Origin of the sequence: Pseudoalteromonas sp. SR41-4, assembly GCF_014163985.1 — a bacterium.
GTDB lineage: Bacteria > Pseudomonadota > Gammaproteobacteria > Enterobacterales > Alteromonadaceae > Pseudoalteromonas > Pseudoalteromonas rhizosphaerae.
This window is the reverse complement of the sequence record NZ_JACJEI010000022.1, coordinates 48,217-64,859: the sequence shown is the minus strand read 5'-3', so window position 1 is coordinate 64,859 and position 16,643 is coordinate 48,217. Positions and strand designations below refer to the sequence as shown.

The window sequence follows — 16,643 nt, the reverse complement described above, 5'->3', positions numbered from 1 at the left end:
AGCATGACCATCCATAGCGAAAAAGGCTTAATTGCCTGGTTTGCTCGCAACCCTGTTGCAGCAAACCTATTAATGATTTTTATTTTAGTGGGTGGTATTTTAACCGCGTTTTCTATTCGCAAACAAATGTTCCCACAATTTGAAAATAACTGGATCAGCGTCCAAGCTGTCTACCCAGGTGCTGCCCCACAAGAAGTAGAAGAAGGCATTACCATCAAGGTAGAAGAAGCTCTCGAAGGCCTAGAGGGTATTAAACGGAAGATTACTTATTCAAACCGCGGTTATTCTCAAGCGTGGATCGAAATTGAAGAAAAATATGATACTAAAGAAGTGCTCGATGAAGTAAAAATGCAGGTTGATGCAATCAACACCTTCCCTGCAGACATGGAGCGTCCTATTGTGCGCCATGATAAGTTTGAGCAAGAAGTAATGATCCTCGCCTTATACGGTGACATGAGCAATTATCAGCTCAAAGAACTTGGCAACAATATCAAAGACGAACTGCAAGCACTGCCACAAATTAACTTAGTTGAATTTAATGGTGGCCTTGATTATGAAATTGGTATTGAAGTTAGCCCTGATAAACTTCGTGAGTATGGTTTAACTTTTAGAGACATTGCGAATGCAGTGCGTGCTTTTTCAGCCAATATGTCTGCAGGTCAGATTCGCTCTGAAAACGGCTATATTTCGATGCGGGTTGAAAAACAAGCTTATCGAGGGGATGAATTTGCCAAACTGCCATTAATATTACTACCTGATGGTGCACAAGTGTATTTAGGCGATGTAGCAACCATTAACGATGGCTTTGCAGAAGGCTTACAATACTCTAAATACAATGGTAAAAATTCCTTGTCGTTTGAAGTAAATGCCTCAAAAGATCAAGATATTACCAAAGTTGCAAAAGTTCTTAAGCAGTACCTTAATGATAAAGCAGGTCAACTTCCAGCGGGTGTTAAACTCACGCCGATTGTCGATTTAACCTACTACCTAGAGGGTCGATTAGACATGATGATCGACAACATGGTGTGGGGTGGTCTATTGGTTATGGTGGTACTTGCGCTATTTTTACCCCTACGCTTAGCATTTTGGGTAATGATGGGTTTACCTGTGTCATTCCTAGGCGCGTTTTTAATGATGCCGATGGGCTTTTTAGATGTCACCATCAACTTAGCATCACTATTTGCCTTTATATTAGTGCTAGGTATTGTGGTTGATGACGCCATCGTCGTAGGTGAATCAGCCAGTGCTGAAATTGAAAAACATGGCCACTCTCTTGATAACGTAGTACGTGGTGTTAAACGCGTCGCAATGCCTGCCACCTTCGGTGTCTTAACTACCATCGCCGCTTTTTTACCGCAAACTTTAGCAAGTGGCCCTGGTGCTGCGTTTTCAAAAGCCATTGGCGGGGTTATTATTCTGTGTTTGATTTTCTCTCTGATTGAATCAAAACTTATTTTACCAGCCCACATAGCAGCAATGAAACACCGAGAACCAAATCCGAAAAACCCATTACATCGCCTCCGTAAAGTGATGGATGGCGGTTTAAAACGGTTTGTTGATAACTATTACACGCCATTTATTGGTCATTGTATTCATTATCGTTATACCGTAATTATTGGTTTTATTTGTGTATTAATTGTCAGTGCTGGGATGTTTGCCGGTGGTTTAGTGAAGTTTGTAGCGAACCCTAAAATTCCTCATGACTTTCCACGTATTTCAGTCGAAATGAACTTAGCATCGTCAGAACAAGCAACCCTAGAAACTGCTCAAAAAATAGAGCAAGTTATTATCAATGTTGATAAACAACTTAAAGAGCAATATGGCACAGCCATGGTACGCGATCTTTCAGTTAGCTTACGTGGACGTACCGATGCCAGTATTATGGCAGTATTAATTGATCCTGAGTTACGCCCTATCGATACCTTTGCATTGAGCGCACTATGGCGTGAACAAATGCCTCCTTTACCTGGCGTGAAAACACTAACCATTCAAGACAGTATTATGAATGGTGGTCGAGACGACGGTGATGTGAGCTTCCGCCTAGAAGGAAAGGATGCCAAACAATTAAAAGAAGTAGCAGCAAAACTTAAAGAAAAACTCAACACCATGGAAGGTGTGGGTGATGTAAATGACTCAATGCAAAGCGCTACAGATGAAGTACAGCTTGACTTAAAACCACTGGCGTACAGCATGGGTTTAACCCTTGCCGATGTTGCCTCACAAGTCAGCTTTAGTTACTACGGCCTTGAAGCACAGCGTATTCTACGTGACGGCGAGGAAGTGAAAGTAATGATCCGCTACCCTGAAGAAGCTCGTAACTCGATCAGCGATATCGCCAGTGCTCGTATCATTACACCTAGTGGCGCAGAAGTACCTTTGGCTGAAATTGCCGATGTAAAACTGGTTGATGGTGTAAACCGTATTCGCCGCGAAAACTCAAAGCGTACTGTTAACGTATGGGCTGCGGTTGATACCGACCAAGTTGAACCTTTTGCCATTGCTGAAGAAATACGTGATGAGTACTTACCGGCACTACTGAAGAACTACCCAGGCGTACAAAGTAGTGTTGCTGGACGTATTCAAGAAGAAATGGATAGCGTTGCTGAGCAAGTGCGTGATTTTGCACTTTCAATGATGATTATCTTCGCGTTATTGGCAATCCCACTACGCTCATACTCACAACCATTGATTATTATGTCAGTGATCCCATTTGGGGTTATTGGTGCCATGTTTGGCCATATGATTTTAGGCATGACAATGAGTGGCTTATCAATTTTCGGGATCATTGCTGTAGCCGGTGTTGTTGTGAACGATTCATTAGTAATGGTGGACTTTGTTAATAAAGCACGTGCTGATGGCGTAGCAATAAAAGACGCAGTAATGCAAGCTGGTGCACGTCGTTTTAGAGCGATTATGCTCACCTCAATCACTACCTTTATTGGCGTGTTACCAATCATTATGGAAACCAGCTTACAAGCTAAAATTGTCATCCCAATGGCAGTATCATTGGCCTTTGGTGTGTTATTTGCCACGGTGATCACGCTGATCCTGATCCCATGTCAATATGTCGCACTAGAAGATGCTAAACGATTAATTCGTAAATGGCGTGGAAAAGAAGCGCTGGTAGATGGTGAATCAATTCATAGCAAAGTGAATACTATAATAAACCGCTCACCTTTATAAAATTTGATATCCCAACCAACTAGCCCGAGCTGTATACAGTTCGGGCTTTTTTATTTGAATCAAAAAACGTTGAAGGAATTATCTTTAAACGAAATCGTAGAAAATATAAATAAAAATGCCTCTGCAAAAAAATAGTCAATCCCTTTTGATGTTGAATTGACTGATTTTATTGCAGAGTGTGTTAGGTAATTAATTTTCCAGAACACTAGGTTCAAGTATACCTTTATCAATTAGTTGGCTTATCATCGTACGTGTTTTTTCTCTGCATATATCACGTAATAAACGCACTGCAGGCGTTATTGATTGGCGGCTTGGACAAATTAACCACAGCTCACCACAGGTATGCTGGTAATTATTCATCACTGTAACTACCCTATCGTTAAGTAGATCATCAGCAATATCTAATGCCGATTTTACGGCAAGCCCTTTGCCAGCAACACACCAGCGCCTGACTAAATCACCATCATTAGAGGCGCGCTTGCCTCGCATTTTTACTTTGTATTTTTTTTGCCCATTGGTGAATTCCCAAACATTATTGATAATATCTTGCAGTTGATAAAATAACCCTTGATGCTGTGCTAAATCATCTGGGTGCATAGGCGCACCATAGCGTTTTATATAGTCAGGTGTGGCGCATAACAAACGTGGAATATTACAAATTTTAAATCCGTAAACATTGGCATCAGTTGGCGAGCCATAACGCAATGCTATATCCACCGAGTCTCGGTAGAAATCCACGTTACTATCACTAATATGTGCGCGCAGGCTCACCTTCGGGTAACTATCCATAATTTCATCAATCCAAGGGATCACTAAATTACGGCCAAGATCAGAAGATAATGCAACCCTTAACTCACCTTCAATCTCATCATGTTCGCCTTTTAGGTTCTGCCGAGCTTGCTCAAGTATCGCTATTGCTTGCTCACACTGTGGGATATAGCGATCCCCTGCGGCAGAAAGCCTTAGGTGACGTGTTGTACGCACAAACAGGTCTACACCTAATGTTGATTCTACCCGTTTGATAGCAGCACTGGCGGTTGCTGTACGCATATCAAGTTTTGCAGCTGCAAGGGTAATACTTTTAAATTCAGCAACTTTTAAAATAAGTTTTAAATCGTCAATCTGCATATTATCTAAATATATTTGATAATGATTCAATAATTATGCTGTTTATCAAAAGTAATGCAAGCGCTATCATCTGCCTCATTCAACGGCTTTGATTAAATAAAGCTATTCGCTACAGGAACCAATTATGACACACCCGATTATTACCGACTTAGAAGCGCGTTACACAGCAAAAAAATATGATGCAACTAAACGTGTATCGGCAGAAGATTTAGCTGTGATCTATCAAGCCATGCGTTTATCTCCGTCATCAATTAATTCGCAGCCATGGAAATTCATTGTTATTGAGTCTGAGCAAGCAAAACAACGTATGCATGATACTTTCGCTAACAAGTTTCAATTTAATCAGCCGCATATTAAAACTGCATCACACATTATTTTGTTTGCTTACAACCCGAAATACACCAGAGAAGATTATGCAAAAGTGATTGACACTGATATCGCCAATGGTCGTACGCCAGCAGAAAATCGCGAGCAAGCCTTTGGTGCATACGCATTTGTTGACTTAAATACTGACGCATCTGGCAATAATGCCGCATGGACCAAAACACAAACTTACCTTGCACTTGGTAATACTATGCATGCTGTTGCGCGCTTAGGTATTGATTCAACACCAATGGAAGGCGTAGATAGCGCGCTAATTAGTGAACTTTTTGCGGATGAGTTAGATGGTTATATTTGTGAAGTCGCACTTGTCATTGGTTATCACGAAACACAAACCGACTATAATGCTAAGCTTCCAAAATCACGTTTGAGTCAAGATCAAATTATTCAAGTGGTTTAAGTTTTACATTACCGGTTAAGAAGAGCCTGTTACAGGCTCACTTAAACAAGCTTTTTTGCATTATAGCCTCTGCTATGTGCTCTCTTTAGCAGCTCCACAAACAATTTTTTCTTCGCCAAGATGATATATATTATTTATTGCTACATAGGCGCCAGATACAACGCCTGTAATAGGGACTAATAATATCCCACTAATTGAATAGTAGGTATTGGTATCCTCAAAGCCATTAATTATTTTCAATGTCTTACGGTCAGAAGATATTTCACATTTATTGACTGCTGACATGTCCTTAGTTGGTACAACGATACAGCCTGATAACATCGTCAAAGTAAAACATATAGTCGTAACTAATTTCATCTTATAACATCCTCGTTTTTAATTGTCATATAGAAACCATAAAAATTAATATTTATAGATTGTTGGGTAACTATCTTATAAATACTTTACTAAACAAAGTATGCGCTCCCCGCAAACCTTGCACATATAAATCAAGCTTATAGGTTCAATTTTCACTAATAAACATGCACATCAGACACCACACTATGCAACCGTTTTATATTGAGGGAACTTCCCTAACATTCTCTTCAATAACAATATCATAGATAGGCAACTTACTTTAGCAGTGATTCTGTTAAAGAAGTCAAGTTGCACCCAAATAAAGAGATCAGCTTGAGTAGATAGCTACAGCGGTTAATGAACCTACAGCAGCCATTGAAGAAGTTGCGCATAGTGCAAACTCTACAAGTGATAATACTGAGGTTGCGGATAAAAGCACCATTAGGGCAGACTAAAATAAACAAAATCATCAAAACAATAGGTTCATTGGTTTCAGAGATCCAACACTAAGCAGCTGGTATTACGACCTTAGCCGCAAATATAAAAAATATAGAGTCAGTACTTGATGTGTATATAGCGATAGCAGAGCAACTCAATAACCTTGTATTTCGATTTACTCTTTAACTAATCCAAATTAAAAAATCATATAGTTACACGCTATTACGCAACTACAGGGTCAATGCAGCAAGTGACGCTCTCACGTGAAGTAGGTACGGGCATCGCAGCAGGCTTCGACTTTATTAACTTATAGCAATATTGTGACCTCTTTTTAACTATTTTGTATTTAGTTATAAAAAGAGGCTGCTCGAAGCAGCAGCCTATAATTCTAACTACACTATCTAAGGTGCCCGCTTTCAACAATAGGCGTAACCCAATATTTTAATGGGGTGTATTGGCACACAGGGCTTAACGCCGTTTTAATTGTTTGCAGCTGCGCTAATAATATATGCACCTCAAACTGATAAAAGCTGCGATGCCCTTCTACTTGCTCGGCAATATCAAATTCACTGTGCTCCTTGCTGTAGCCTTCAATGTTTTTTAAGTTAAAGCCGGTAATGCAGTCTATGCCAATTAATATATCAACCACTTCATCTTTTATGTTTGTGGGTACATTTAGGGTAAAAAGTAACTGTTCAGCCATGTTTTTTCTCCAACCAACCATAAAAGATAGGTAATAAATAAAGTGTTGTAATTGTTGAGGTAATTAACCCGCCAATAACCACAATCGCCAATGGCTTTTGAATCTCAGCGCCGGGGCCGGTGGCAAATACCAGTGGCAGTAAACCAAACATTGCGGTTGTGGCTGTCATTAACACTGGGCGAAGGCGTCTGCTTGCACCATCTAAAATGCGCTGCGTTACATTGGCAGAAAACATTTTCATTTGCTCAAAGTAGCTGATCATCACAATACCATTGAGTACCGCTACGCCAAGTAAAGCAACAAAACCAACCGATGCAGGCACCGAGAGGTATTCATTACTAATAAACAGGGCAATCACTCCCCCCATTAACGCAAACGGAATATTAGCAATTATCAGCGTTGATTTAGATAACGATTTAAACGTGGTAAATAAAATAATGAAAATCAGTATTAATGCCACCGGAATAAGCACCAGCAAGTTTTGTGTTGCACGTTGCTGGCTTTCAAATTCGCCACCAAACGACAAGGTAAAACCACTGGGTAATTTTATGCTGCTATTAATTTTAGCTTCCAGTTCATTTACATAACTAACCACATCGCGGTTATCCACATTTACGCTTACAGAAGCAAAGCGCTTTGCTTTTTCTCGCTCTATTAACAATGGCCCCGTTTTAAAGCTAATATTAGCCACCTCTTCAAGTGGTAGTAGGCTGTTGTCGGGCATTAAAATTAGCTTTTGCTTTAATGCGCTCATTGACGATAACTCAAAGTGAGCTGCGCTTTCGCCTTTTTGTGCATTAAACACAATTGGGATCACGCGGTTTCCTTCTTGCAGTGCCGATACCTGTAAGCCTTCTAATTGCGACTTTAAATAATCGCTTAATCCTTCGGTGGTTAAACCAAACTGACTAGCAACCTCAGGAATAAGTTTAATATTTACGTATTTACCCCCTTCAATAAGCGCCATTTGCACATCACTTGCGCCGTCAATGTTAGTGGCAAGTGCAGTGATTTTTTCAGCTAATGAGGCAAGTGTCGCAATGTCATTACCGAATACTTTAATCGAAATATCACCGGTGCCACCGGTGAGCATTTCTGATACCCGCATTTGTATTGGCTGAGTAAAGCCAATATTTACCCCTGGAAATTGCGCAAGAGTTTGTCGAATATCCTCGATTAGCAGCGCTTTGGAGTCAAAACGCCACGTATCTTTTGGCGCTAATTCCATAAACACATCGGTTTCGTTTAACCCCATAGGATCAAGCCCGAGTTCATCGGAGCCGGTACGGGCAACAATTTGTACGATTTCTGGGGTGTTTTTTAACAGTGTGGCTTCAATTTGTTTATCGATATCCAGCGAGGCTTGCAAGGAAATACTCGGCGATTTTTCCAGTTGCACAATAATGTCGCCTTCATCTAAAACGGGCATAAAGCTTTTGCCAAGCCCCTGAAATAACACCCCACTGAGCACTAAAACAGCGACCGATACAACACTTATTGCCACCGGCTTTTTAATTGCTTGGGCAAGTGTCTTAGTATAAAAACCTTGTAATAGCGTGACCATTTTAGGTTGGGTTACGGGTTCATTCTTTAATAACAATGAGGCTAAAATTGGAATAACCGTTAACGACAACAACAGCGCACTTAACATGGCAAACACGATAGTGAGCGCCACTGGGGTAAATAACTTGCCCTCTAACCCTGTTAGCATTAATAGCGGTGAAAACACGATAATTATAATGATTGTGCCTGAGAACACTGGCGCCGCGACTTCTTTACAGGCGCGATAAATAACATGCAGCCGAGGGAGGTGCTGATTATTAGCCAACCGATTCACTATGTTTTCAACAATAACTACCGATGAGTCCACCAGCATACCAATGGCAATCACTAAGCCACCTAAACTCATTAAATTAGCCGATAAATCAAACTGCTTCATCATTATAAATGTCAGCAATGCCGACATAGGTAAAGACAAAGACACCACCAATGAAGAGCGAATATCACCTAAAAACAAGGCAAGTAGCACTATCACTAAAATAATCGCTTGGCCTAGTGCGCTAGTAATGGTGCTAATTGCGGTATTTATTAAGTTAGAACGGTCGTAAAACACATTAATTTTTGTGCCTTGCGGTAATGACGCTTCAATGGTGCGAAGTTTATCTTTTACATCTTCAACAACTTGCGCTGTATTACTATTTTTAAGCGCAATTATAAGCCCTTGTACCGCCTCTTCACTGTTTTTAGTGACTGCGCCATAACGGGTTAAACTGCCAACATGTACCGTGGCAATATCACTTAACCGAATAACCTTATTTTGAGTGGACTTAATCACGGTATTTTCAATGGCGGTTATATCGGTGTATTTGCCCTCAGTGCGCAAAATTAAGGTATCGTTGCCTTTTTCTAAGCGCCCTATGCCACCGTTTTGATTCGTTTGCGTGATTGCCAATTTCATTTCATCAAAGCTGACTTGATGCTGTTGCATCAATAAAGTATTGGGAAGTATTTCATAGGTTTTTGAAAAGCCGCCAAGGCTATTTACATCAGCAACGCCGGTTACAGTGCGCAGTAATGGACGAATTTGCCAATCTAAAAGCTCTCTTTTTTCAATCAACGATAAGTGAGTACTTTCTATAGTAAACATGAACACCTCGCTCAAAGGCGTGCTCATTGGCGCCATGCCGCCACTAATATTACTGGGCAAGGTGGGCAAAATATTTAATAAACGCTCATTCACTTGCTGACGGGCCCAATAAATGTCGGTGCCCTCTTCAAAGTCAATGGTAATATCGGTAATAGAATACTTAGTGGTAGAGCGCAGCATTTGCTGTGACGGAATACCCAGTAATTCGGTTTCAATCACCCGTGTTACTTGCGATTCTATTTCAAGGGCGTTCATGCCGGGTAATTTGTAAACTATTTTAACTTGGGTGGGTGATATTTCTGGAAAAGCATCCACCGGAATACTTAACCAAGATTTAGCACCAATGGCCATAGCAACAATAACAAAAATACTAACAAACAAACGCTGAGTAAGTGAAAACTTAATAAGCTGGTTTAACATTTACTCTCTCCCTAAGTGAAGCAACATACCTTGTAGCGCACTTACCGAGCTAATTAGTACCTGCTGATCATCTAGGTTTTTATTGGCAGTAAATACATAGTCTTTTCCTTGTGTACCCTTGAGCTCAATCGACAGTAACTCAAGGTTATCGCCAGACTTTAAAGCAATGTAATTAACATCTTCAAATTCAAACACCGCTGACTTTGCTATTTTAAAGCCCGTTAATTTATTTACCGGTGTGACTTTGATAGTTTGCCCCAGTGTAAGCTGGCACTCATTTGAGCTTGGCGACGCCCACACTATTTGATGGTATTTATCTGCAATACTGTCATAGCTCTCAATATTTAAGCTGCAACTTTGTGACAGCTTGAAATGCGCTAACGTGTTGGTAAAACTAAGAGGGACTTTAATCTTAACGCGAATACTACTTGCATCGATAATATCAAACGCGGTGTCACCCATCACACGGTTTCCCGACTCATTAGTGAGTTTTAAAATGCCCGTTTTTGGACTCACTAAGGTCACGTTTTCATTATCATCAATGTTTAAAAATGCCATTTGATGTTGCATATGTTCAAAATTTAGCTTGGCTTCAAAATAGCTTTTTGTGATTTCAACCCATTCAGAACTTCTTATTATTTTGTTTTTTAAGTGTTGTTGGTTTATGTCGTAATGGCTTTTAGCAATAGCGAGCATGTCTTTTGCTGATTGATAAGCATCTAAAAAATGGTGTACATCACTGCCCTCAACACTTGCAATAGTGGCGCCCTTTTCAACCATGCTGCCGTTAGGGTATAAGTAACGAACCTGCTGTACATCAAACGCAAACAGCACCGTATAATTGACCCCAGGTTTGAAATTGACTTCACCAATTAAACTTTGCCCGTTAATAAACTCTGTTTTTTGAATCGGCGCAAATTCAACATCAAAACCACTGAGTGACGAAAGCCTTACAGGTGCTAAATTTTGCGAAGCAAACACAGGATTAAATGTTAATAAAGTCACCGTAAAGAAGAAAAATAACGTATATTGAATACGCAAAAAATGACGCATTTTTTTTGTAAAATTTAACAGCATTTCGTTTGTTCACATTTGATTAATTTTATAGAATCAACCATGACTTTTTTATGCTGTTAAATCATCAGGCATACGCCGTAACGTTCCTAAAAACAGCTTAATTTACAGCATGGTACATTTGTCCATTGTAATTATAATGCATTGATAGTAGAGGTTTTAATGAGAGATAAGCTAATAGCGGCTACATTATTGGTAATAATGGTGTTGAATTTTTTTGATGTTCTAACAGATATACGTTTAGGGGTGCCGCAGTGGCATATTTTTTCCGAAGGCTTGATCGTAGTTATCTCTGCAGCCTGTGCTATTTACTTAATTAGAGACATTCGTGCGCGTACAGCAAATATTAATGCGCTGAAACAAGAATTAGTGCATTCAAAAAAAGAACTTAAGAATATATCACAAGCAATGATGGATGCTCGCCATGAATACAGCGGCGTTATTCAAACCCAATTTTCACAGTGGACATTGACCCGCAGTGAGCAAGAAGTCGCGATGTTGTTACTTAAAGGCTTAAGCTTTAAAGAAATAAGCGCACTAAGAAGCACAAAAGAAAAAACCGTTCGTCAACAAGCGTCCGATATTTACAGCAAAGCCGATGTAGAAGGCCGACATGAGTTTGCTGCATGGTTTTTAGAAGACTTTATGCAACAAGGACAATACCAACCAACAAGTTCAAGCCTCAATTAATTGAAAAGCTACAAAGGTGAGGCCTCTGGTTATTTCTATAGCTTTGCATCCGCTGTGCATTAAATCTTAAGGAATAATTAAAAACCTTAATGATTATCTCTGTGTAAAACTAGATGAATTCATTTTTACTATGACAACCATTGCTCAACTTAGCAAAAACATAACCCCCTACAGCCCCTGCAAGCAGCTGCATATAAAAACCCCAGCCTCTTGCGCCCGCTATAATAGTGATATTCATAATTGACTCGATAGCAATTAAAGCCGAAGCAAACGCCACAATACCCGCAATTACAAATAATTGCGCACATTGTTTTTTAACTTTTTTAGCAATAAGCCAGGTAACCAAAAACGCGATGGCAAGTGCAATAGCAATAATAGCGCCATAGGTCGGTAGCATGCCGAGCCAATCTTCAAGGGTTAAGTTAACACGGTCATTAAAGCCCACCACAACACCCACATTAACTAATTGATTGACAACGTATTGACTATGAAACAAGCTAGCGAGTGTAAATGTAAGTAACCAAGAAACTAAAAATGAAGGGAGTATACGTGTTAAAAACGACATGGTTATCTCAACTTAAAATGAAACTTTTTTCTTACAGTAGCAAAGGCTTGCAGGGTAAACAATCTCTACGTTGTATTACTCTACTCTCGCTTTTAGCGTTTTCTTGTAACGCCAGTGCCGAGCTACCAAAACAGCAATACACTGCTGATACCTTAGCAACGGGACTCAATTCACCGTGGAGCATGGTTAAACTCCCAAACAATACCTGGTTAGTCACGGAACGTGATGGTCATATTGTTATCATTAAAAACAACCAACAAACCCGAGTTAAACTAGATTTCGAGGGCTTATACGTTGCAGGCCAAGGCGGCCTACTCGATATAGTGCTTTCGCCAAATTACAGTGAATCAAAAGAAATTATATTCACTTACGCTCAAGGTGAGCTTGATGCAAACAGGCTCGTTATTGCCAAAGCTACGTTTGATGGTGCGCAATTTTCAACGCCAAAAATTATTTATAAAGTTGCCACTGATAAAGACACACCACAACATTACTCAGGCCGCGCCCTTGTCCTACCCGATAATACCTTATTATTTTCAAGTGGCGATGGCTTTGACTACCGTGAGCAAGCACAGGTTATGACCAGTCAACTTGGCAAAACATTACGCATAAACTTAAACGGCACGATACCAAACGATAACCCATTTATTAATCACAAAAATCCTGCAGCTCATGCTGTGTACTCACTCGGGCACCGTAACTTGCAAGGCTTGGTTTATGATTACGATACACAGCAAATTGTTAGCCACGAACACGGCCCCGCAGGCGGCGACGAACTAAACTATTTAACCCCAAGCACCAATTACGGCTGGCCGGTGATCACCAACGGAGATGATTACTCACAAGCACGTATTTCACCGTTTAGAGAATACCCTGGAATGGCTAAACCAACGGTTGATTGGACGCCCTCAATCGCCCCTTCTGGCATGGCTTATTATGGCTCAAAGCATTTAGCTTTTCCCTCACTACAACAGCATGTGCTAATCACTACGCTGGTCGATAAAAAGCTCTACAGCGTTAATTTAGCGAATGGTGAACTTACCCAGACTCATGTTTTACCAGAGGTAACTGGGCGTTTGCGGGATGTATTTGTTACAACCGAGGGTAATATCGCGGTGTTAACCGATGGAAAAGATGCAAAGTTGCTGCTGATAACGCCAAAGTGATTAGCTTGACTAGATCGTTCAACACAACTGTATCTAAATACTCGACGAGCTTTTTATATGATTATCAGGTCTTATTTTTTGCTGTTTGAGCGAAAGTCAAAAAGAAAGACCTGACTTTATTGGTTTTTGCGATGCATATTTCTGATTAAATACAATCAAGGTGAGTTAGTTAAATTGGCTTTCGTCTATTTCAATGGTTATGCTATTTAATAAATCGTTAGTGAACTTTTCACTTTCTTCTTTACTGACATAACTTCCTTTGCCTTGAATATTTGCAAGTAACTGGTTTGCAATCTCCTTATAGGCAACATCTAATTGAGTCTGTAATGTTTTAATATCGTCGTGAGTCATCGAGTTGCCTAAAATAAAAGGCTTACTTGGATTCATTGGCCCATAGTTGCCTTCCCAAATTACTTTACCTGTTTTAGACTTAAGGACGGCTTTGAGCTGAGGTAAAAACCTTGTGCTTTTTTCGTCGGTAAAAATGACGCACCATGGCTCAAGTGTTATAACTTGTTTATGAAGATTTTCATTTAAGTGAATAGACTTTACTGATTCTTTTAAAATTTGAATGCTATTTAGCGAATTCAACAAAGTGCTCGCTAAATCAAAGTTCTCTTTTAAGTCGAACTCTAAACTGCCTTTCATGTGCTTTTCATTAGACAAATCAGATGCTATAACGCCAAGAACCCCATAACGCAGCCCTACATCATCCGACGTATTAACCCAATTAGTAATAACAAAACCTGAACCTTCAATTCTTCGATCCCCTATAGCTAAACTCCAATCATTCCAATCGATATTTAATACATCTAGTTTAATTTTTTCATTTGAACCTAAAGGAACAGCACCTCCCCTTTGAACCGATTGGCACGCTGAAACTAAAAAAATAAAAGTGAATATAAATAGGTGCTTATACATTATAAAACAATCCTTGTTAAAAACTCGATTAATCAAAAGTAAACTATAACACCCTTATTTAACTCTGCGCACTAGTTAAAGTTTTCCGTGCTGAATGATGAACACTAACGCAATCAAATAAATGGCATTGTTAATCCACTTGATTGATTTGTTGTGTGCCTATTTCCACATAGCCAACCTACATTGTATAAATTTATCTAAGGTTTGCTGGTGTAACTTGTGATAAGTTACCCCCATGCTATATCTATTTCAAACTTCCTACAACTTGTTGAATAAGCAAACTTTTTACTTATTTCATCAAAAAGAGTCATCTGCAACCTCAGTGGCTACAATAATAAAAAAGTTAAGCCTATCTTTGCAGTTGCTATTTACTCCTCGTTCATATGGTTGACGAGGTAATTTTTGAACCAATTCTGATAATATTTTTACCTCTTGTTGTTCAAGCTTTGTATTACAAGGCATAGCGTTCATATAAAACGAAGAAGCCCAGTAAATATCACCTTTACTATTTACCCATACTCGTTCCGTAGCTCTCATCGTCTCGATTTCAGCTCGAACTATCTAATCTCGCTCCTTTCCAACTACAAACATCGATAATACAAAAATCACTAAACCTATTAGTGATTTCATGAAACTTCCTTATGTACTTAACAACTTACCATGTGCCAAGTAAGCGGTTTATAAAACCCCAAAACAGCATTTAATAATGTTATTCGAAAAGCTAATTTATGGGGTTTAAACTATGATGGCTAAAGCCGATTCCTACGCGGTGAGTTTCACACCGAGTTAATCTCACAGCTCGCTAACTTTACTCTCGCTAACTTGCTAACTGAACCCTGATTAACAAAAAAGCCGCTGTTCATTACAAACAGCGGCTTCTCTTCTTAAAGCTTACGGCTTAAAACTTACAGCTCTAAAGCTTATTTAATTACTTCAAGGCCGTTCATATATGAACGAAGTACTTCAGGCACGACTACTGAACCATCCGCTTGTTGGTAGTTTTCAAGTATTGCTACTAGAGTACGGCCAACCGCTAAACCCGAACCGTTTAGTGTATGCAATAACTCTGGCTTTTTCTCACCATTGCGACGAAAACGTGCTTGCATACGGCGCGCTTGGAAATCAACCATGTTTGAACATGATGAGATTTCACGGTAGGTATCTTGCGCTGGTAACCATACTTCTAAATCGTAGGTTTTTGCTGAGCCAAAGCCCATGTCACCCATACATAAAATTACTTTACGGTATGGTAGCTCTAGTGCTTGTAATATTTGCTCTGCGTGACCTGTTAGCTCTTCCAATGCTTGCATTGAATCTTCCGGTTTTACCAGCTGTACTAGCTCAACTTTATCGAACTGGTGCTGACGAATAAGGCCACGAGTATCACGGCCATAACTGCCAGCTTCACTTCTAAAACACGGAGTGTGGGCAGTTAAACGAATTGGTAAATCTTTTTCGTCGTAAATTTCGTCACGCGCGCTGTTTGTCAGTGGTACTTCTGCAGTAGGAATTAAGCTAAAACCTTCTTGCTCTTCACCGTCATCATTTACAAGACCTTTAGTGTGGAATAAGTCTTCTGCAAACTTAGGTAATTGACCTGTACCGTATAAACTGTCGCGGTTTACTAAATACGGTACGTACATTTCTGTATAACCGTTTTTATCTGTATGCGTGTCTAGCATAAATTGCACTAGTGCACGGTGCATGCGGGCCATTGCGCCGCGCATTACAGTAAAGCGTGAACCGGTAATTTTAACGCCCATTTCAAAATCAAGGCCGTTTAAATCTTGTCCTAAGTCTACATGATCTTTTACTGCAAAATCATACTTTTTAGGCTCGCCCCAGGTTGAAATCTCAACGTTGTCAGATTCATCAGCGCCCGCTGGTACTGATTCATCAGGTAAATTTGGGATAGCTAAAGAAATTTGCTTAAGCTCTTCTAAAATAGCGTCTTGCTCAGCTTTAACACTATCAAGTTGCGCGCCTAAATTGCTTACTGCATCTAACAATGGTTGTGCATCTTCGCCTTTAGCTTTAGCTTGGCCAATCGCTTTGGAGCTGCTGTTACGCTCACTTTGTAATTCTTGTGTTTTTACTTGTAATGTTTTGCGTTTTTCTTCAAGTGCGCTGACAGTCGCAGTATCTAGCTCGTAACCACGTGCTGCTAGACGCGCAGCTGTTTGCTCGAGATCTTGACGTAATAATTTAGAATCTAACATGTTAGTTTTTAACCTTTTTGCATTACCAGCTGAAGGCCCAGCCAAGCCATAAAAATACACACCACCACATTTAAGGTGATATTGAGGGCCATTTTAAAAAAGTGACCTTGTTGTAATAACAACAACGAATCCATTGAAAATGTCGAGAAGGTGGTCAAAGCACCTAGAAAGCCAATCCCTATAAGGGTTTTAGCGGGGCTAACGGTGATAATTTCGCGCTCTATCAAACCGTATAATACGCCCATCAACAATGAACCAAGAATATTAACCGTCAACGTGCCAAAAGGGAATCCCCTACCAAGTAGTTTTAGCATGGTTTCACTAATAAAAAACCGTAAACAGGCGCCTGAGGCTCCTCCTGCGGCAATCATG

General features: G+C 39.9%; 13 protein-coding genes. 4 read left to right on the top strand and 9 right to left on the bottom strand.

The window, feature by feature from the left end:
* Positions 1 to 3: 3 nt before the first annotated feature.
* Positions 4 to 3,183 carry an efflux RND transporter permease subunit gene (locus H5180_RS16405; RefSeq protein WP_149982707.1) on the top strand — a complete coding sequence of 1,060 codons (3,180 nt, stop codon included), beginning with the start codon at positions 4 to 6 and terminating at the stop codon, positions 3,181 to 3,183.
* A gap of 189 nt (positions 3,184 to 3,372) precedes the next feature.
* Here the strand turns inward: H5180_RS16405 and H5180_RS16400 are convergent, their stop codons facing one another.
* Positions 3,373 to 4,311: a LysR family transcriptional regulator gene (locus tag H5180_RS16400; RefSeq protein WP_182758644.1), complete on the bottom strand. Its 939-nt coding sequence runs from the start codon at positions 4,309 to 4,311 to the stop codon at positions 3,373 to 3,375.
* Between the two features lie 124 nt (positions 4,312 to 4,435).
* Here H5180_RS16400 and H5180_RS16395 point away from each other — a divergent pair, with 124 nt between their 5' ends.
* Entirely contained in the window at positions 4,436 to 5,092 is a 657-nt protein-coding gene (locus tag H5180_RS16395; protein WP_145242253.1) for a nitroreductase family protein, read from the top strand.
* A gap of 72 nt (positions 5,093 to 5,164) precedes the next feature.
* Here the strand turns inward: H5180_RS16395 and H5180_RS16390 are convergent, their stop codons facing one another.
* The 4 genes from H5180_RS16390 to H5180_RS16375 form a co-directional block, all read right to left on the bottom strand.
* A complete protein-coding gene (locus tag H5180_RS16390) occupies positions 5,165 to 5,449 on the bottom strand; it encodes a hypothetical protein (protein WP_145242251.1) in 285 nt (94 codons plus the stop codon).
* Between the two features lie 814 nt (positions 5,450 to 6,263).
* A complete protein-coding gene (locus H5180_RS16385) occupies positions 6,264 to 6,569 on the bottom strand; it encodes a DUF3240 family protein (RefSeq protein ID WP_145242247.1) in 306 nt (101 codons plus the stop codon).
* The gene (locus H5180_RS16380; RefSeq protein WP_182758636.1) at positions 6,562 to 9,636 is read right to left on the bottom strand and encodes an efflux RND transporter permease subunit; all 3,075 of its coding nucleotides are present in this window, start codon (positions 9,634 to 9,636) and stop codon (positions 6,562 to 6,564) included. The genes H5180_RS16385 and H5180_RS16380 overlap by 8 nt, the downstream gene beginning before the upstream one ends.
* Positions 9,637 to 10,689, bottom strand: coding sequence for a hypothetical protein (locus H5180_RS16375; RefSeq protein WP_259399583.1), 1,053 nt, complete (start codon positions 10,687 to 10,689; stop codon positions 9,637 to 9,639). It abuts the gene before it with no gap.
* A 183-nt stretch (positions 10,690 to 10,872) separates the two neighbouring features.
* On the opposite strand from H5180_RS16375, the gene H5180_RS16370 reads away from it, so the two are divergent.
* A complete protein-coding gene (locus H5180_RS16370; protein WP_145242241.1) occupies positions 10,873 to 11,400 on the top strand; it encodes a LuxR C-terminal-related transcriptional regulator in 528 nt (175 codons plus the stop codon).
* Positions 11,401 to 11,509: 109 nt separating this feature from the next.
* On the opposite strand, the gene H5180_RS16365 is transcribed toward H5180_RS16370, so the two are convergent.
* Positions 11,510 to 11,965 (bottom strand): hypothetical protein, encoded by a 456-nt coding sequence (locus H5180_RS16365; protein WP_182758634.1) that lies wholly within the window; start codon positions 11,963 to 11,965, stop codon positions 11,510 to 11,512.
* Between H5180_RS16365 and H5180_RS16360 the strand changes: the two genes are divergently transcribed.
* Positions 11,950 to 13,131 (top strand): PQQ-dependent sugar dehydrogenase, encoded by a 1,182-nt coding sequence (locus tag H5180_RS16360; RefSeq protein ID WP_182731958.1) that lies wholly within the window; start codon positions 11,950 to 11,952, stop codon positions 13,129 to 13,131. The genes H5180_RS16365 and H5180_RS16360 overlap by 16 nt on opposite strands.
* 165 nt (positions 13,132 to 13,296) lie before the next feature.
* Here the strand turns inward: H5180_RS16360 and H5180_RS16355 are convergent, their stop codons facing one another.
* The 3 genes from H5180_RS16355 to crcB all read right to left on the bottom strand — a co-directional run bounded on the left by H5180_RS16355 (position 13,297) and on the right by crcB (position 16,642).
* Positions 13,297 to 14,052: a hypothetical protein gene (locus tag H5180_RS16355; RefSeq protein ID WP_182758633.1), complete on the bottom strand. Its 756-nt coding sequence runs from the start codon at positions 14,050 to 14,052 to the stop codon at positions 13,297 to 13,299.
* 920 nt (positions 14,053 to 14,972) lie between these two features.
* Entirely contained in the window at positions 14,973 to 16,271 is a 1,299-nt protein-coding gene (gene serS, locus H5180_RS16350; RefSeq protein WP_149982716.1) for a serine--tRNA ligase, read from the bottom strand.
* A gap of 8 nt (positions 16,272 to 16,279) precedes the next feature.
* On the bottom strand, positions 16,280 to 16,642 hold the full coding sequence (crcB, locus tag H5180_RS16345) for a fluoride efflux transporter CrcB (RefSeq protein WP_392352509.1): 363 nt from the start codon (positions 16,640 to 16,642) through the stop codon (positions 16,280 to 16,282).
* Position 16,643: the final 1 nt, after the last annotated feature.